Source organism: Nonomuraea sp. NPDC049480, from assembly GCF_044465905.1.
Taxonomy (GTDB): domain Bacteria; phylum Actinomycetota; class Actinomycetes; order Streptosporangiales; family Streptosporangiaceae; genus Nonomuraea.
The window spans coordinates 222,738-240,309 of record NZ_JBITMD010000004.1 but is presented as its reverse complement, the minus strand read 5'-3'; the positions used below and the strand labels follow the sequence as shown (position 1 = coordinate 240,309).

Here is a 17,572-nt window from a genome sequence, read left to right as displayed (position 1 = left end):
AAGTCCCGACTTAACACTAGATCGCGTACAACCCTACCCCCCAAGGATGCCGCAATGTCCGAGCCCACCGCGTCGATCGCGCAGGCCCCGCCCCCGCCCTACGACCCCCGGCTCACCAACGAGGACCTCGCGCCGCTGAAGAAGCAGACCTGGTCGTCGTACAACATCTTCGCCTTCTGGATGTCCGACGTGCACAGCGTCGGCGGCTACGTGACGGCCGGCAGCCTCTTCGCGCTCGGCCTGGCGAGCTGGCAGGTGCTGTTCGCGCTGGTGGCCGGCATCGTCATCGTCCAGATCTTCTGCAACCTGGTGGCCAAGCCGAGCCAGGTCACCGGCGTGCCGTACCCGGTGATCAACCGGGTCGTCTTCGGCGTGCTCGGCGCGAACATCCCGGCCATCGTGCGCGGCTCGATCGCGATCGCGTGGTACGGCGTGCAGACGTACCTGGCCTCCCAGGCGCTCATCATCATCTTCCTCAAGTTCTGGCCGGCCACCGCCGCGCTGAACGAGCCGAGTTTCCTCGGCCTGTCCGCGCTGGGGTACATCTGCTACGCCATCCTCTGGGTCGCCCAGGCGGCGGTGTTCTGGCGCGGCATGGACGCGATCAAGCGGTTCGTGGACTGGGCGGGGCCGGCGGTCTACGTGGTCATGCTGGTGCTGGCGGTCTACTTGGTGAGCCAGGCAGGCTGGGAGAACATCAGCCTGGACCTGTCCCAGGGAGATAGCCTCGGGTTCGCCGAGTCGATCCCTGTCATGCTCGGCGCGATCGCCCTGGTCGTGTCGTACTTCTCCGGGCCGATGCTGAACTTCGGCGACTTCTCCCGCTACAGCCGCTCGTTCGAGGCGGTCAAGCGCGGGAACCTCCTCGGCCTGCCGGTCAACTTCCTCTTCTTCTCCATCCTGACGGTGATCACGGCGTCGGCCACCGTGCCGGTGTTCGGCGAGCTCATCACCGACCCCATCCACACGGTGGAGCGCATCGACACGCCGTTCGCGATCCTGCTCGGCGGCCTCACGTTCGTGATCGCGACCGTGGGGATCAACATCGTGGCCAACTTCATCTCGCCCGCGTTCGACTTCTCGAACGTGAGCCCGCAGAAGATCAGCTGGCGTACCGGCGGGATGATCGCGGCGGTCGGCTCGGTGATCCTCACCCCGTGGAACTGGTACAGCAACCCCGACGCCATCCACTACACGCTGGGCCTGCTCGGCGCGCTCATCGGGCCGCTGTTCGGCATCCTGATCGCGGGCTACTACATCTGCGCGCGGCAGCGGGTGGACGTGGACGCCCTGTTCACGATGGACCAGACCGGGCGCTACTGGTTCACCAAGGGCTACAACCCCAACGCGATCTGGGCCACCGTCGCCGCCGGCGTGCCCGCCATCGCCGCCGCTCTGGTGCCGAAGATGCTGGTCGACCTGGGCATCACGACCGGCGGCATGACGTGGATCGCCGACTACAGCTGGTTCATCGGCTGCGGGCTCGGCTTCGTGGCGCTGATCGTCCTGGAGCGGCGCTCGCCCCGGATCACCGCGGCCGTATGACCCACATCAAGGTGATCAACCCGAACACCGCCCTGGCCATGACCGCGTCCATCGGTCGCTGCGCCAGGGCGGTGGCGGCGCCCGGCACCGTCATCACCGCCGTCAGCCCGAGCATGGGCCCGGAGTCGATCGAGAGCCACTACGACGAGGCTCTGGCCGTTCCGGGCCTGCTGGCCGAAGTCGCGGCGGGCGAGCGGGAGGGGGCGGACGGGTACGTCATCGCGTGCTTCGGCGACCCCGGCCTGGACGCGGCCCGCGAGCTGGCCACCGGCCCGGTGATCGGGATCGCGGAGGCCGCCATGCACGCCGCCACGCTGGTCGGGCGGGGCTTCAGCGTGGTGACGACGCTGTCCAGGACCGCCGGCAGAGCCTGGGACCTCGCCCACCGGTACGGCTTCGCCGCCGCCTGCCGGGGTGTGCACGCCTGCGACATCCCGGTCCTGGACCTCGACAGCGACCCGGCCGCGCGCAAGACCGTGACCGAGCTGTGCGTCGCGGCGGTGGAGCGCGACGGGAGCGACGCGGTCGTGCTGGGCTGCGCGGGCATGGCCGACTTCGCCGCCGAGGTGGCGAAGGAGACGGGCGTCCCGGTGATCGACGGGGTGACGGTGGCGACCAAGCTCGTCGAGTCGCTGGTCGCGCTGGGGCTGCGGACGGGCAAGCGCGGCGAGTACGCCCGGCCGCGCCCGAAACGCTACTCCGGCTTGCTCAGCGATTTCACCTGTTGACGGGCCGGCCCCCCAGAACGGGCCGGCCCTCCCGCGACAGAGCGCCGGCCCGCCTCAGCGAACCCCAGTCGTCTTCTCCAGCTCACTCATCCGCTCGGCCGTCAGCTCCACCGTGGAGGCGGCGAGGTTCTCCTCCAGGTGGGCGACCGTGGAGGTGCCGGGAATCGGCATCGTCACCGGCGAGCGGGCCAGCAGCCAGGCCAAGCTGACCTGCGCGGGCGTGGCCCCGAGGTCCTTGGCGACGTGGTCCACGGGACTGCCCGGCGCCGCCAGCGCCCCCTTGGCGATGGGGCTGTAGGGGATGAACCCGATCCCCTGCTCCTCGCAGTGCTCCAGCACCCCTTCGGAGACCCGGTTGGTGAGGTTGTAGCGGTTCTGCACGGTGACGATCTCGACGACGCGCCGCGACCGCTCCAGCTCCTCGACGCTCACCTCCGACAGGCCGATGGTGCCGATCTTCCCTTCGTCCTGGAGCGCCTTGAGCTCGCCGAGCTGGTCCTCCAGCGGCACCTCCGGGTCGATCCGGTGAAGCTGCAACAGGTCGATCCGCTCCAGCCCCAGCCGGCGCAGGCTCATCTCGACCTCTTGCCGCAGGTACGCGGGCCGCCCCACGGCCACCCACTGGGCCGGCCCGGTGCGCACGAACCCGGCCTTGGTCGCGATGAGCAACTGCTCCGGGTACGGGTGCAGCGCCTCCCGGATCAGCTCCTCGCTGACGTACGGCCCGTAGGAGTCGGCGGTGTCGATGAGGTCGACACCCAGCTCGACGGCCCGGCGCAGCACCCGGACGGCCTCGTCGTGGTCACGAGGCGGTCCCCAGACGCCGGGCCCGGTGAGACTCATGGCACCGAAGCCGAGCCGATGGACGCTCTTGTCGCCAATGGTGAACGTGCCGGTGGACTCGAGCTCTATGGACATGCGCAACACTCCGTCCGGATGTCGAGGCTTACTCCTTCACCAGCATCATGGACTCTGTGGCCTCCGGGCAGTCCGGCGGCTCCCGCCCCAGCCCGGACACCAGGACCGGCACGACTTCCCGCACTTCTTACTTATTGACGCCACCGCAGGTAAGGATTAATGTCGTCTCATAATTAAAAGGAAACTTTCCTAATAGTTTCCTGGCATCCCGATTCCCTGTTCACCCCCCAACCGGATGTCGGAGCATCATGAGACACAAGGTCCTTGCCTGCCTGGCGGCCTTAGCGCTGCCTCTCACCGCCGCCGTCGTCGCCCCGCCCACCGCGTACGGCGCGGCCACGGTCGTCTTCGCCGACTGGGCGCCGTGGGCGGCGTATGCGACGGGCGCCCGCGTCACGTACAACGGCGTCGAGTACGAGTGCCTCCAGGCCCACACGTCCCAGCCCGGCTGGGAGCCCCCGAACGTACCGGCCCTGTGGAAAACCGCGACCGGCGGCACCGACACCAGCCCGCCCAGCGTCCCCGGCGGCTTCCGCTCGACCGGCGTCACCAGCACCAGCGTCACGCTGGCCTGGAACGCCTCCACCGACAACGTCGCCGTCACCGGCTACGAGATCTACCGAGGCGGCACGCTCCTCACCACCGTGACCGGTACCGCGTACACGGACACCGGTCTGAGCCCCAGCACCGCCTACACCTACACCGTCCGCGCCCGCGACGCGGCCGGCAACCGCTCCGCGGCGAGCAACCCCATCACCGCCACGACCACGGGCGGCGGCACGGACACCAGCCCGCCGACGGTGCCCGGCAACCTCCGCTCGACCGGCGTCACGAGCAGCACCGTGTCCTTGGCCTGGAACGCCTCCACCGACAACGTCGCCGTCACCGGCTACGAGATCTACCGGGGCGGCACGCTCCTCACCACCGTGACGGGCACCTCCCACACCGACACCAGCCTGAGCTCCAACACCGGCTACACCTACACCGTCCGGGCTCGCGACGCCGCGGGCAACCGCTCCGCGGCGAGCAACAGCGTCACGGCCACGACCACGGGCGGTGGCGGAGGCGGGAACAAGGTCCTCGGCTACTTCGTCCAATGGGGCGTCTACCAGCGTGGATATCACGTCAAGAACATCGACGTCAGCGGCTCGGCGGCCAAGCTGACGCACATCAACTACGCCTTCGGCAACGTGCAGAACGGCCAGTGCACGATCGGCGACTCCTACGCCGACTACGACCGCTTCTACCAGGCGGGCGAGAGCGTGGACGGCGTGGCCGACACCTGGGACGCCGGCGCGCTGCGTGGCAGCTTCAACCAGCTGCGCAAGCTGAAGAAGAAGCACCCGCACCTGAAGGTGCTCTTCTCCTTCGGCGGCTGGACCTGGTCGGGCGGCTTCACCCAGGCCGCGCAGAACCCGGCCGCGTTCGCCGAGTCCTGCCACCGGCTGGTCGAGGACCCGCGCTGGGCCGACGTCTTCGACGGCATCGACATCGACTGGGAGTACCCGAACGCCTGCGGCCTGACCTGTGACACCAGCGGCCCGGCCGCGTTCAGGAACCTCATGTCCGCGCTGCGTTCGCGCTTCGGCTCCAACTATCTGGTCACCGCCGCCATCACCGCCGACGGCACCAACGGCGGCAAGATCGACGCGGCCGACTACGGCGGCGCCGCCCAGTACGTCGACTGGTACAACGTCATGACCTACGACTACTTCGGCGCCTTCGCCCCGCAGGGCCCGACCGCCCCGCACTCGCCGCTCACCTCCTACCCCGGCATCCCGATCGCCGGCTTCCACTCCGACGCCGCGATCCAGAAGCTCAAGAGCAAGGGCGTGCCGGCGAGCAAGCTGCTGCTCGGCATCGGCTTCTACGGCCGCGGCTGGACCGGCGTCACACAGGCCGCGCCGGGCGGCACCGCCACCGGGGCCGCGCCGGGCACGTACGAGCAGGGCATCGAGGACTACAAGGTGCTCAAGAGCCGCTGCCCCGCCACCGGCACGGTCGCGGGCACGGCTTACGCGCACTGCGGCAACCAGTGGTGGAGCTACGACACGCCGGCCACGATCGGCGGCAAGATGAGCTACTCGAAGAACCAGGGCCTCGGCGGCGCGTTCTTCTGGGAACTCAGCGGCGACACCACGAACGCCGAATTGCTCACGGCCATGAAGAACGGCCTGGGCTGACATTTCCCCAAAGGGCCGGCTCTCCGCGAGCCGGCCCTTCCATCGTCACCCGGCGAACTTCCGCACGCTTCTCCGGCGTTAGCGGCCACGGCCGGCCCTGCCCCCGAGCGACGCCCGGGCCGGCCTCGCCGGCGTCGTGGGAGTCAGCGCAGTGGGAGACGGCGTACCCCCGTCATGGCCGGCGCGGGCATGAACTCCACCGGGTCGTCCGGGTCCGTGCGCAGCACGTCGAACCGGTCGAGCAGGATGTTCAGCGCGACGCGTCCCTCCAGCCGGGCCAGAGGAGCGCCCAGGCAGAAGTGGATGCCGCGGCCGAAGCCCAGATGCGGGTTGGGGTCGCGGCCGGGGTCGAAGACGTCGGGGTTGGGGAACTGGCGGGGATCCCTGTTGGCCGCCCCGAGCCAGATCATGAGCATGCGATCGGCCGGGATCGTGACGCCGCCGAGCTCGGCCTCGCGGGTGGTGGAGCGGCCCAGGGCGGCGAACGGGGTGAAGAAGCGGAGCGACTCCTCGATGACGGCAGGGATCGAGGCGCGGTCGGCGCGGACCTTGTCCTGCTGCTCGGGGAAGGCGTCCAGGCACAGCACCGTGTTGCCGAGCAGCATCGTGGTGGTGATGTGCCCGGCGAGCAGGAGGATGATCGCGAAGTTGACCACCTGGTCGTCGGGCAGGCGTTCGCCGTCCACCTCGGCCTCGACCAGCCTGGTGAGCAGGTCGGCGCGCGGCTGCCGCTTGCGCTCCGCGGCGTGGGCGGCGAGGTAGCCGGACATCTCCTTCCACGGTTTGAGCGTGGCCTCCATGTCCACCTGCTGTTCCGCGGCGGACTTGGTGAGCGAGATCTCGGCGTCGCGCTGGAACAACGCGTCGGCCCACTGTTTGAACAGCGCGCGATCGCTGCTGGGCACCCCCAGCAACTCGGCGATGACGATGACCGGAAGCGGATAGGCCAGATCGGTCACGAGCTCCAGCCGCCCGCGATCTTGCGCCGCGTCGAGCAGTTCGTGCGTGAGCTCGGCGATCCTCGGCTCCAGATCCGCGACGACCTTGCGGGTGAACGCGCTGCTGACGAGCTTGCGCAGCTTGCCGTGCTCCGGCGGGTCGATCTGGGTGATGAAGCCCGCCATCGAGAAGTCCTCGCTGTCCGGCATCAGGTCCTTGGGGACCACGCGCATGGTGTCGGAGGAGAACGTCGCGGGGTCGCCGAGGACCTCGTGCAGTTCGGCGTAACCGTAGACGTTCCACAGTCCGGTGTCGGCGTCGTACTCGACCGGCGGGCCTGATCGCGGTCCGCGCAGCCAGAAGTGCTGTTCGGGGATGTGGTACCGCTCGACGATGTTGTCCATCGTCCCTCCCTTGTCATGGGTGGATTTTGGGTTGAGCGGGGTTCGGTCAGGCGGCGTAGGTCGATGACCTGGGGATGTCGAGGTCGAACCAGCGCAGCGCGGCCTGCGGATCGAGGCGGAGCATCCGGCTGTCGAGGCCGATCGACCTTTCCCGCGTTCATCTCGCGCTCCGCTCATCAGTCTGATTTTTCGCGATATTCCTGCCAGCGCTGGAGGAACTCGTCCGCGTCCTGCACGGTGAAGGCGAAGAACTTGCGGGTCTCCTCCAGCTTGGCCCGCTGCTCGGGCCGGTCCTCGCCGACGACGGACAGCCCGAAGTCCAGGGTCTCCAGGCTCAGCCGCACCACGGCGAGCTGGACCCGCATGACATGGGTCCAGCCGCCGCTCACCAGGCGGTAGCGGTGCTCCCGGTTCGGCGCGGGCGCGCGCTCGATCATCCCGCCCGCCTCGAGCTGCCGGGCGACCGTGCTGATCGCGGTCTTGCTGACGCCGAGCTCCGCCGCCAGTTCGGTGAGGGACCGGTGTGGCGGGTCGCAGATCATGAGCCAGGCGTAGAGGCGGCCCATCGTCCGCGTCCCGCCCAGCCTCTCCATGACCAGACCCATCCGGTCGACGAACTCGCTTTCCTTCGGCTCCACCGGCGTCAACCTTGTTGTGCTCGTAAAGTACGTACTTTACGAAAGATACGCCGATTCCCTCCTTCGGGCAACGGTCGCGGACGCCTGGGCGGCACGTTCAGCCCCGTTCGATCGCGGTGAGGACGGATTCCCTGGTGAGGGGCAGGTCGCACACGCGTACGCCGATCGCGTGGGCGAGCGCGTTCGCGATCGCGGCCGCCACCGGGCCCTGGGCCGCCTCCCCTGCGCCCACGGACGGCGTGCCGGGATGCTCGACCAGCTCGACGCACACCTCGGGCGCTTCGCTGAAGCGCAGGATCGGGTAGCTCGCCCAGTCGCCGCTGGTGATCCGGCGCCGGTCGAACCGCACCCGCTCCTTCAGCGTCCAGCTCGCCGCCTGGGTGGCGCCGCCCTCGATCTGGTTGCGTACTCCGTCGGGGTTGACGACTCGGCCGACGTCCACGGCGAACATCAACCCGCCCCAGTCCGCGATCCTCGCCGTCGGCGCCGTCCGCCAGGAGCCGGTCGTCAGGAACGGCAGGCTCAAACCCCGCCACGTGATGCGCGTGACACTGTCGGTGGACCACCGCCCGATCGACGGCGCCGTTGCCGCCGCCTGGATGCGGACGTTCCTCGACCTGCTCGCCCACCCGTTGCGCATCCTCGCCTGAAAGTGACGGTTGATCCGCGGTGAGGAGAAGGAGTACGGTCGTGGTGACCCACCGATGTTAATCGTTTAACACAATTGAAGGCATCGGAAGACCGATCCCACGCGCAAGCAGCCCCGCTGACGACATCGAAGAGGGAGAATAACCTTGTATTCCTGTCGGGAATGCTATGTTATTCGACTAGCATGAGACCTACCGCACGACAAGTGGCCGAGCTCGCGAACGTCTCCGTCGCGACCGTCTCCTATGTGCTCAGCGGCCGGGACCGCCCCGTCGCCGCCGAGACGAGGCAGCGCGTCCTCGACGCCGCCAGGCAGCTCGGTTACACGCCCAACCAGGCCGCGAGGAGTCTGCGTAAGCGCCGCACCCAGCGGGTCTGCCTGGTGCTGAGCTCGCTCGGCGGCGTGCCGACCGACGAGCGGCTGGCCACGGACATGCACGAGATGGCCGACGCCCGCGGTTACTCCGTGGTCACGCTCGCCGTCTACTCCGAGGCCCGCGCGAACGCCGCGATCGACGTGCTGCGCGGCGGCATCGCCGATGGCGCGCTGATCAACGTCGTCGGCGATCACCTCACCCACGACCTGCTCAGCGGGCTCGCCGCCACCGGGCTGCCGATGGTGGTGCTGAGCAACGAGAGCGGGCTGGAGGGCTGCGACGTCGTCCGCACGCCGGAGACCGAGGCGTGCGTGGAGGCCGTCGAGCACCTGCTGGCGCAGGGCAGGCGGCGCATCGCGTTCCTGGCGCACCGCCACGAGCTCTACCGGGACCGGCCGGCGGGCAGGCTGCTCGGCTACACCACGGCGCTCGACCGGCACGGCGTGACGGAGCGCGTCATCACCTCCGGCGCGGACGACCGCGTGGCGGCGTACCAGACGGCCACCGAGCTGCTGCGCTCTCCCGACCGCCCCGACGCGATCTTCGCGGCCTCCGACCGGGCCGCGATCAGCGCGATCTGGGCCGCCAGGGACGCCGGGCTGCGGGTGCCGGACGACGTCGCGATCGTCGGCGCCGGCAACATCGACGAGGGTCTGATCACCACCCCGCAGCTCAGCACCGTCGGCCCGCTCCGGCACGACTACACCGACGTCGTGCGGCTGCTGTTCGACCGCCTCCAGGCCGAGGAGGCCCTGCCCGCCCGCGAGGTCGTCCGCTCCTGGACGTTCCTGCGGCGGGGCTCTTCCTAGAAGGGAAACACGAGATGTCCCCCGCTCTCTCCCGCCGTGATCTGCTCCGCCTGGCCGGAGCGGCCGCCGCCGTACCGGTCCTGTCGTCCTGCGCGGGCGCCCCGACCGCGCAGAACACCGCCGCGCCCGGCACGTTCACCGTCTATTGGAACGCCGGCCACGACTACCAGGCCTACCGCAAGGTGATCGCCGAGTTCGAGCAGGCCAACAAGGTCAAGGTCAACCTGCAGAAATACCAGTGGCCCGACCTGCGCACCAGGCTCCTGGCCGACTTCGCCTCCGGGACCGTGCCGGACCTGGTCGAGGAGCCCGGCGGGTGGGTGCAGGAGTTCGCGATCTCCGGCAACGCCCGCTCGCTGCAGGACTTCGTCGACCGCGACGGCCAGGCGATGGGCTTCCCCTCGGACTGGCAGCCGGTGACGGTCGAGCGCAACTCGTACCAGGGCAAGGTCTACGGCGTGCAGCTGCACCTCACCTGCAACACGCTCCTCTACAACAAGGGCATGCTGCGGGACGCCGGGGTGGAGGTGCCGGCCACCTGGGAGGAGTTCCTGGCCGCCGCCCAGAAGCTGACCAAGGACGGCGTGTACGGCTGCGCGCTCAACCAGGACCACACGTACGTGTGGCCGTGGATGAACCAGGCCGGCGTCACCCCCTACGACCCGCAGACCGGCAAGGTCATGACGCCGATGGAAGACGCGGTCGCCGCCCTGCAGTTCCAGGCCGACCTCGTCCACAAGCACAAGGTGGCGCCGGTCCCCGTGTCGAGCACCGACTACTCGGGGCCGCAGAAGTTGTTCTCCGCCAAGCGCGCCGCCATGATCCTCACCGGCCCGTGGGACCTCGACCCGATCAGGAAGACCAGCCCCGACATCGAGCTGGGCGTGGCCCCGCCGCTCAAGCACAAGACCCAGGCCACGCAGGCGGCCGGGGTGAGCATGTTCGTACCCGCCAAGGCGGCCAGGCCCGAGCTGTCGTGGGACTTCATCAAGCGCATCACCGCGATCGAGGTAGAGCAGGCCGCCACCAAGGAGACCGGCATGCTCATGCCGCGCGTCTCCTGGACGAAGCTGCCCGAGGTGCAGTCGGACGACGTCATCAAGGTGTTCGCCGACGCGCTGCCCACCGCCGAGGACAACGGCCAGCAGGTGCGGCTCACCGGGCAGCTCGGCAAGTGGGAGGAGCAGCTCAAGGTCGTGTACCAGCAGGTGCTCATCCAGAACCAGCCGGCCGCCGAAGCTCTCGCCACGTTCGCGAAGACGGCGGAGGGCTTCCTGAAGTGAAGCCCCGCACCCTTTCGGGCCGCTATGCCAGGACCGCCTACCTGTTCCTCATACCGGCGATCCTGTTCTTCGCGGCCTTCTTCTACCTGCCGATCGGCAACGTGGCGGCCACCGGTTTCCGCACCGGGCCGCAGGCCGACCAGTGGGCCGGGCTCGGCAACTACACCCAGGCGCTGGCCGACCCTGCGGTGCGGCACTCGTTCCTGATCACGGCGGCCTTCGCGCTGGCGGTGGTGGCCGGGTCGATCGTGCTGGGGCTGGCCCTCGCGTTGGCGCTCGACCAGCCGCTCAAGGGGCGGGTGGTGTTCCGGGTGGTGCTGCTGGTGCCGTACCTGACGTCGGTGGCGATCGTCGGGCTGCTGTGGCGCAACATCCTGGACCCGGAGCTCGGCGTGCTCAACCGGGTGCTGGAGGCGGCCGGACTGCCCGAGCAGCAGTGGCTCAACACCTCGCCCATGCTCACGATCATCGCCGTCACGTTGTGGCAGCACGTCGGCTACACGATGGTGCTGTTCCTGGCCGGGCTGCAGGGCATCCCGGAGACCTACCAGGAGGCCGCCAAGATCGACGGAGCGGACGCCTGGAAGCGATTCTGGCGGATCACGCTGCCGCTGCTCGCCCCGACCACGCTGTTCGTGTCGGTGATGATGGTGATCTCCTCGCTGCAGGCGTTCGGGCAGGCGTACATCATCACCAACGGCGGTCCCGGAGACGCCACCGACCTGACCGTCTTCCACATCTTCAACGTCGCCTTCCGCGCCAGGGACTTCGGCTACTCCTCGGCCCAGTCGGTGCTGCTGCTGTTCGTGATCGTCGCGTTCACGCTGGTCCAGCTGCGAGCCGGGCGGCGCGGGGAGGTCACGTACTGATGCGTAAGGCGTTGCTCTACACCCTGCTCGGAGTGGCCTCGCTGGTGACGGTGGTCCCGCTGCTCTACATGGTCTCGCTGTCGCTCCAGACGGAGGCCGAGACGCTGTCGGCGAACGCCGTGATCTGGCCCGACTCGCCGCAGTGGGGGAACTACGCCGAACTGTTCGCCCGCGCGCCGTTCGGCAACTTCATCGTCAACAGCCTCGTCGTGGCGGGCGGCATCACACTGGCGCACCTGCTGTTCGACCCGCTCGTCGGATACGTCTTCGCCAAGTTCCGCTTCCCGCTGCGCAACACGCTCTTCGTGGCGTTGCTGGCCACGGCCATGGTGCCGTTCTTCGTGCGGATGATCCCGCTGTACGTGCTGATGGCGAACATGGGGTGGCTGAACACGTACCAGGCGCTGATCACGCCGTTCCTGATGGACGCGTTCGGGATCTTCCTCATGCGGCAGTTCATCCAGCCCATCCCCGACGACCTGATCAGCGCCGCGCGCATCGACGGCGCCTCGGAGTTGCGGATCTACCGGAGCGTCATCCTGCCTCAGGTACGCCCCGCGCTGGCCGTGCTCGGGCTGTTCACGTTCGTCTTCCAGTGGAACGAGTTCCTGTGGCCGCTGGTCGCCACCAACACACCCGAGATGCGGACCATCCCGGTCGGGCTCACCCTGTTCAACCAGGAGTACTTCACGCTGTGGCACCTGACGGCCGCCGGCTCGGTGATCCTCTTCATCCCCACCGCCGTCCTGTTCGTGCTCACCCAGCGATACTTCGTGCGCGGCATCGCGCTGACCGGCCTTCGATAGGAGTTGTTCTTCTTTGCGTCCGAACGTGATCGTCGTCTTCACCGACCAGCAGCGGTGGGACACCGTCGGCCCCCTCACCCCCAACCTCGAAAGGATGGCCAGGCACGGCACGCAGGCCACGGTCGCGCTCACCCCGCAGCCGGTGTGCGCGCCCGCCCGCGCCGCCCTGCAGACGGGCCGCTACCCGACCACGACCGGCGTCTACCGCAACGGCCGTGTCCTGCCGCCGGAGGAGCGCACGCTCGCGCACCACTTCGGCGCGGCCGGCTACGCCACCGGCTACATCGGCAAGTGGCACCTGGCCGGCAGCGAGCCGGTCCCCGCGGACCAGCGCGGCGGCTACCGGTCGTGGCTCGCGGCCAACGCGCTGGAGCACACCTCCGACGCGTACCGCACGATCGTGTACGACGACGCGAACGACCCCGTCCTGCTGCCCGGCTACCGCTCCGACGCCCTGATGGACGCGGCCATCAGGTTCGTGGCCGACCACCACGAGGAGCCGTTCTACCTGTTCCTGTCGCTCCTGGAGCCGCACCACCAGAACGAGGTCGACAACTACCCCGCGCCGGACGGCTACGAGGAGCGCTACCAGGGCACCTGGATGCCGCCCGACCTGGCCGCGCTCGGCGGCACCGCGCACCAGCACATGGGCGGCTACCTGGGGCAGGTCAAGCGGCTGGACGAAGGGCTCGGGCGGCTGCTGGACGCGCTGCGGAGCATGGACCTGCTGGACGACACGATCGTGGCGTACACCTCCGACCACGGCAACCACTTCAAGACCCGCAACGGCGAGTACAAGCGGTCGTGCCACGACGCCTCGTTGCGGGTGCCGCTGGCGCTGCGCGGGCCGGGCTTCGACGGCGGGGGCGCCATCTCCCGCCCGGTCAGCACCCTCGACCTGCCCCCGACGCTCCTGGACGCCGCCGGATTGCCGGTGCCCGAGGAGATGCAGGGCCGCTCGTTCCTGACTTTGTTGCGCGATTCCCGCGCCGAGTGGCCTTCGGAGGTGTTCTTCCAGGTCAGCGAGTCGGAGGTGGGGCGGGGGATTCGCACGTCCCGCTGGAAGTACTACGCCGTCGCCGAGAACGCCCATCCGTGGGATGACCCGGCCGCTTCTTCGTACCGCGAGCAGGCGTTGTACGACCTGGAGAACGACCCGCACGAACTGGTCAACCTGGCGGGGTTCCCCTCGCACGCCGGCGTGGCGGCGGAACTGCGGGAGCGGCTGGCACACAGGATCGCCGAGGCGGAGGGGGCCGCGCCGCTGATCGAACCGGCTGTCGTGCGCCCGGGACATCCCCAGGCGATGCCCGACCCCGAAGTACGTCTGCGTGGCCCCAAGCCGGTGAGATTCGGCCACCAGCGCAGATGACGATCGCGCCCGCCACCGCACGTGGAAAGCGATCATCCGATTGGCGTTCGGCGAGCGGTTGAGAAGTGATGCGGGCAAGCCTTCGATGATCTGGCCCGCGTGCTGGTATGGCGTTCGCTATCCGGCGGTTTCGTCGAATATGTCGTGGAGGGCTTGGGCGGTGGCCGCGCGGGTGGCCCAGGTTTCGAGCCGGGCGAGGTCGGTGCAGTCGGTGATCCGGGCGCGGGCGTCGTAAGTGCCGCTCAGCCCTCGCGCCGCTCCCACGATTCGTCGTCGATGCGATCATCGGAGCCGGAGAACTCGTCGGTCTCTCGGCTCATCTCGGCATAGTCCACGACCGCGAGCCGGCATTACCTGGCGACGGGCTCTTCAGCGCTCAAGCGCCGTCGGCGCGGAACCTGATCCATGACAGCGGCGGGGTCGCGACTCAGGCCAGGATCTCGGCGGGATCGAAGGAGACCGGAAAGGGCTCGGTCAGTGTGACTCGCTCTCCCGCTTTGGCCTGGCTGACCACTTCGTATCCATCCCGGCCAAGGTGGAGGACCTCAACGCGCGGAATGTCGGTTCGTTCGAGCTCAACCCTGATGAAGACCTCGATGCCGGCCTTCGCATACTTGGGCGGCTTGATCTCGTAGTCGCGTCGACGATTGCCCGACCCAGGGCTGACGACCTCGACCACCGCCAGGACTTCGGATGCCGGGAAGACGACCATGCGAGACATGACCATGTCACGAGGCAGCACGGCCACGTCGGGAATGAGCCCGTCCTCCTCCCCCACTCTCACATTGACCGTCTCCACCACCACGAGATCCGGCCTGACCGCCTTGGCCGCCGCTTGCAGAATCGTCCGCAAACCACCGGCGCACAGTACATGCAGTCCCATGGGAACAGGACTCACCAGGAAACTCCCGTCGATCAACTCGATGCGCTCCCCGGATTCGGGCAGCATGAGCCAGTCATCGACGGTGTAACCGGTGACCCGACCAAGGGGGAACAGCACGGTACGACTGGGCGGCGGATGCGCGGCCAGCCAGCCTTCGCTCGGCAGAGCACTCATGTCCTCGCCACCTTCCATAAGCTGAGTCTCGCATGCAGCACACCATCACTGCTATACGCGTTCACGCGATCACATGGGGTGACGCGACGACATTACGCGGAGCTTGACGAACTATGCTCCCTCTTCGCGAATACTCGTGTACAGGCAGTCACCACGAAAGTGGCGCCGTGTGATCCTGCGGCCGTGACGTGAGCACCGCCGCCAGCCGGGGCCGCGATGTCGACGATCGCTCTCAAGATCGCTCTCAAGAAAGACGAGCGCTCTGAGCAAATGAGGAAGGCAGGCCGACGCTGTTCTACCTTTTGGGGCGCCAGGTCACGGAGACCAGGGTCGGTACGACGCCTGTCTCGGGAGCCGTGAGGAGAAGAGGCGACGCCGCGGGCGCGGGCAGTTCGAGCTCGGTGACGCCGCTGGTCGTCACCTGGGCCGGCGCTGCCAGGTCGTCATCCTGAACGCTCAGGACCCGCCACACCGCGGGCGCCGGCGCGGCCGGCGCCTCGCCCCTGCGCCACGCCATCCGCGCCAGCGCGCGGTACCCGCCCGACCTGAGAGTCCTGGTCTCCGTCCGGTTGCCGAGCCGGACGATCAGGCTGCCGCCCGAGCCGAAGACGCTCGCCGGCACGGGGTTGACCACGAACAGGCCGGCGGGCATGGAACGGGTCCCACGCCGGTTGAGGTTGGCCAGACCCCCGGAGCTGATCAGTGAGGACACCTCGCAGCGGGCGCCGTCCAGAGTCTCCTCGGTGACTCCTGGGTCCAGGTCCGCCGGGCTCTCCTCGAAGGTCACGCCGTCGATGCGTACCCCGGCTACGCCGTCGTCCATGACGGATCCCGCCACAGCCTCGCGGAGGGCGCCGGAGATGTCGTGACCCTCCATGATGTCCAGGACCTCGATGCAGATCAGACCGTCATCGGGCACCTCTTCGGGCGGCAGGTCGAAGACCGCCACACCGCTCCTGGTGCCGCTTCCGTCCTTCAGCAGCACACATTGGCGCAACCGCCCCTGGGCGCGGATCTGGATGAGCCGCGGCAGACCGTTCCCGGTCCCGGTCGCGTCCTCTGCGATGTGCCAGCCGCGTACCGAGCCCGCGTCCACGGCCAGCGACAGCGTGACCCGGAGACGGCGGCCCCCTGAAGCCACTTTGAAGCCGGCCAGTCCCGAGCCCTCGAACCGGCCCACGATCTGGATGCCGCGATGCAACTGGTCGACGACCTGCAACGCCGGCTCCTGGCCGCTGAAGATCTCGATCGGCGCCTCGCGGGGAGCGATGACGTGATCGAAGTCGGTGGCGGTGCCGATGATCGGCGCCGCGCTGATCACGCGCTCGGCGGAGGGGTCCTGGTCATGGCGGACCCCGGGGAGATCGTGGAAGTCGAGTCGGCTGAGCACCGGGTCGCGACGTTCCCACATGCGGCGTACCGCGCGGTGAAGCGGATCGCCGTCGCGTTCCACGTGTTCCATGTGCACGGTGAGCGCGCGCATGTACTCGTTGCCCGCGCCGAGTTCCCAGTGGGGGGTGAGCGGCGACGGCACGTCAGCCCCGCTGCGGTAGAACCACAGCCACAACCGTGCCCGCTCCCGCTGCTCCGGCCCCAGGATGGACTCGCCCTTCGTGTGCCTGGCGACGGCTTCGCCGAGCAGCCGCCAATAGTCGTCCCGCGTCTCGGCGACGTGGGACAGGCCGCAGCCGCTCCACTCCGACCAACCGGCCTGGATCACCGGGATGCCGAAGGCCGGCAGCTCGCTCGCGACGCTCCCGCGTACGGTCACGCCCACGTCGGTCATGCTCCACATCACGTTCTTCGACAGCGCCAGGCTGGGCATGAAGGTCAGGTGCGGGCGCGCTGAATGGCGCGCCGCCAGTGCCTCGAAATGGCCCGTCGTGTCATATCGGTGCTGGCTGGGATGATCCAGGAAGAGCCAGTTCACCGAGTCCTCCGTCGCGGCGAACTCGGCGGTCTCCTCGAACCACTGGGCGAGATCGTCAAATATCTCCCGGTTGGTGCCGAGGGCGTCGGAGACGGCATGGTTGAAGATCGTGAACACCGGCCGGTCCGGGTCCATCCCGAAACGTTCGCAGCCGTGCCGGCGGAGCTGGCGCCGTTCCGTTCCGTTGTGCACTTCGAAGTTGCTCTTGTTCCCGGCCCGCCACCAGCTCGGCCTCCCGAGATTGCCCTTCGCACGCCACGCCACGAGTTCCGCGTCCGGCCTGATGAGGTCTCGATGCGGCCAGACGTGCTCATGGAAATATGCGGCTATCTGGGGAGTCAGTTGCTCCCGGAAGGTCCCGGATCCCTCGTACGACTCGGGGAAGAGCGTGTAGGCCTTCATCGACCCGGTGGACTGGACGTGCACGATCGGGATCTTCCCGCGCATGGCCGTGTCGACCGCCAGCCCCCACTGGTCGTAGTCGACGTGGCTCGTGACCAGCGCGTCCGGCGACAGCTCGGTGAACAGACGGTCGTAGCAGGCCGCAATGGCCCTGGTACGGTCCCGCCGCGCACGCTGCCGGTGATCTTCGAAGGGTGGCAGTCGCGGCACGCGGCTCAGTCGTATCAGGGTCGCCTCCCCCACGGTCCTGAGCGTCTCGGGGTCGATCCCCTCCGCCGGGGTGTCACCCGGTTCGGCCAGGTGCCTGTCCACGAGATCGTGCACGTTCACGACCTCGGCGGCGCCGAACGCCTCAGCCAGCCGCCGGATCCGCTGAACGTCGAACTCCTCCCAGAGCGTGTCACTCCACTCCCGGTCCATGCCCGTGAGCACCACCAACCTGGCCGGCAGCAGGTCACAGATCGCGTTCGCGATCAGGAGGTTGCGAACGATGACCCTGATGTCCTCGTGCAAGGCCTCCGCGACGACGCATCTGCCGCCGCCGGCCCGGGAAGCGAGATGTCCTCGGTATGCCCTCGCGGCGGTCAGCAGACGATCGAACTGCTCGCCGTCACCTACCAGGTGCATGCGCTCTCCACCGACAGTCGTCCTACAGGTCACAGGC

The 17,572-nt window shown here is 68.6% G+C and carries 16 protein-coding genes; 9 read left to right on the top strand and 7 right to left on the bottom strand.

What is annotated here, in order from left to right; genetic code table 11:
- Nucleotides 1–54: 54 nt before the first annotated feature.
- Nucleotides 55–1,545, top strand: coding sequence for an NCS1 family nucleobase:cation symporter-1 (locus tag ACIBX3_RS14355; RefSeq protein ID WP_397116817.1), 1,491 nt, complete (start codon nucleotides 55–57; stop codon nucleotides 1,543–1,545).
- Nucleotides 1,542–2,273 carry an aspartate/glutamate racemase family protein gene (locus ACIBX3_RS14350; protein ID WP_397116815.1) on the top strand — a complete coding sequence of 244 codons (732 nt, stop codon included), beginning with the start codon at nucleotides 1,542–1,544 and terminating at the stop codon, nucleotides 2,271–2,273. Before ACIBX3_RS14355 ends, ACIBX3_RS14350 begins: the two co-directional genes overlap by 4 nt.
- Nucleotides 2,274–2,327: 54 nt before the next feature.
- Here ACIBX3_RS14350 and ACIBX3_RS14345 read toward each other — a convergent pair whose 3' ends face one another.
- Nucleotides 2,328–3,191, bottom strand: a complete 864-nt coding sequence (locus ACIBX3_RS14345; RefSeq protein WP_397116813.1) for an aldo/keto reductase — start codon at nucleotides 3,189–3,191, stop codon at nucleotides 2,328–2,330.
- A 248-nt stretch (nucleotides 3,192–3,439) separates the two neighbouring features.
- On the opposite strand from ACIBX3_RS14345, the gene ACIBX3_RS14340 reads away from it, so the two are divergent.
- Nucleotides 3,440–5,374, top strand: a complete 1,935-nt coding sequence (locus ACIBX3_RS14340; protein WP_397116811.1) for a glycosyl hydrolase family 18 protein — start codon at nucleotides 3,440–3,442, stop codon at nucleotides 5,372–5,374.
- Nucleotides 5,375–5,517: 143 nt separating this feature from the next.
- Here the strand turns inward: ACIBX3_RS14340 and ACIBX3_RS14335 are convergent, their stop codons facing one another.
- The 3 genes from ACIBX3_RS14335 to ACIBX3_RS14325 all read right to left on the bottom strand — a co-directional run bounded on the left by ACIBX3_RS14335 (nucleotide 5,518) and on the right by ACIBX3_RS14325 (nucleotide 7,797).
- Nucleotides 5,518–6,717 (bottom strand): cytochrome P450, encoded by a 1,200-nt coding sequence (locus ACIBX3_RS14335; RefSeq protein ID WP_397116809.1) that lies wholly within the window; start codon nucleotides 6,715–6,717, stop codon nucleotides 5,518–5,520.
- A gap of 176 nt (nucleotides 6,718–6,893) precedes the next feature.
- Complete coding sequence (locus tag ACIBX3_RS14330; RefSeq protein WP_397116807.1) at nucleotides 6,894–7,355, bottom strand: GbsR/MarR family transcriptional regulator; 462 nt, start codon at nucleotides 7,353–7,355, stop codon at nucleotides 6,894–6,896.
- A 97-nt stretch (nucleotides 7,356–7,452) separates the two neighbouring features.
- Entirely contained in the window at nucleotides 7,453–7,797 is a 345-nt protein-coding gene (locus tag ACIBX3_RS14325) for a molybdopterin cofactor-binding domain-containing protein (RefSeq protein WP_397116805.1), read from the bottom strand.
- On the opposite strand from ACIBX3_RS14325, the gene ACIBX3_RS14320 reads away from it, so the two are divergent.
- The 6 genes from ACIBX3_RS14320 to ACIBX3_RS14295 all read left to right on the top strand — a co-directional run bounded on the left by ACIBX3_RS14320 (nucleotide 7,775) and on the right by ACIBX3_RS14295 (nucleotide 13,519).
- On the top strand, nucleotides 7,775–8,005 hold the full coding sequence (locus ACIBX3_RS14320) for a 2-oxo acid dehydrogenase subunit E2 (RefSeq protein WP_397116803.1): 231 nt from the start codon (nucleotides 7,775–7,777) through the stop codon (nucleotides 8,003–8,005). The genes ACIBX3_RS14325 and ACIBX3_RS14320 overlap by 23 nt on opposite strands.
- 203 nt (nucleotides 8,006–8,208) lie before the next feature.
- Nucleotides 8,209–9,189, top strand: coding sequence for a LacI family DNA-binding transcriptional regulator (locus ACIBX3_RS14315; protein WP_397116801.1), 981 nt, complete (start codon nucleotides 8,209–8,211; stop codon nucleotides 9,187–9,189).
- A gap of 14 nt (nucleotides 9,190–9,203) precedes the next feature.
- A complete protein-coding gene (locus tag ACIBX3_RS14310) occupies nucleotides 9,204–10,472 on the top strand; it encodes an ABC transporter substrate-binding protein (RefSeq protein ID WP_397116799.1) in 1,269 nt (422 codons plus the stop codon).
- Nucleotides 10,469–11,341 carry a carbohydrate ABC transporter permease gene (locus tag ACIBX3_RS14305; protein ID WP_397116797.1) on the top strand — a complete coding sequence of 291 codons (873 nt, stop codon included), beginning with the start codon at nucleotides 10,469–10,471 and terminating at the stop codon, nucleotides 11,339–11,341. Before ACIBX3_RS14310 ends, ACIBX3_RS14305 begins: the two co-directional genes overlap by 4 nt.
- Nucleotides 11,341–12,147 carry a carbohydrate ABC transporter permease gene (locus tag ACIBX3_RS14300; RefSeq protein WP_397116795.1) on the top strand — a complete coding sequence of 269 codons (807 nt, stop codon included), beginning with the start codon at nucleotides 11,341–11,343 and terminating at the stop codon, nucleotides 12,145–12,147. The genes ACIBX3_RS14305 and ACIBX3_RS14300 overlap by 1 nt, the downstream gene beginning before the upstream one ends.
- Before the next feature lie 13 nt (nucleotides 12,148–12,160).
- Entirely contained in the window at nucleotides 12,161–13,519 is a 1,359-nt protein-coding gene (locus ACIBX3_RS14295; RefSeq protein ID WP_397116793.1) for a sulfatase-like hydrolase/transferase, read from the top strand.
- 117 nt (nucleotides 13,520–13,636) lie between these two features.
- On the opposite strand, the gene ACIBX3_RS14290 is transcribed toward ACIBX3_RS14295, so the two are convergent.
- The 3 genes from ACIBX3_RS14290 to ACIBX3_RS14280 form a co-directional block, all read right to left on the bottom strand.
- Nucleotides 13,637–13,783: a hypothetical protein gene (locus tag ACIBX3_RS14290; protein WP_397116791.1), complete on the bottom strand. Its 147-nt coding sequence runs from the start codon at nucleotides 13,781–13,783 to the stop codon at nucleotides 13,637–13,639.
- A gap of 163 nt (nucleotides 13,784–13,946) precedes the next feature.
- Complete coding sequence (locus tag ACIBX3_RS14285) at nucleotides 13,947–14,576, bottom strand: Uma2 family endonuclease (RefSeq protein WP_397116789.1); 630 nt, start codon at nucleotides 14,574–14,576, stop codon at nucleotides 13,947–13,949.
- 295 nt (nucleotides 14,577–14,871) lie between these two features.
- Nucleotides 14,872–17,535, bottom strand: a complete 2,664-nt coding sequence (locus ACIBX3_RS14280) for a hypothetical protein (protein WP_397116787.1) — start codon at nucleotides 17,533–17,535, stop codon at nucleotides 14,872–14,874.
- Between the last annotated feature and the right edge of the window lie 37 nt (nucleotides 17,536–17,572).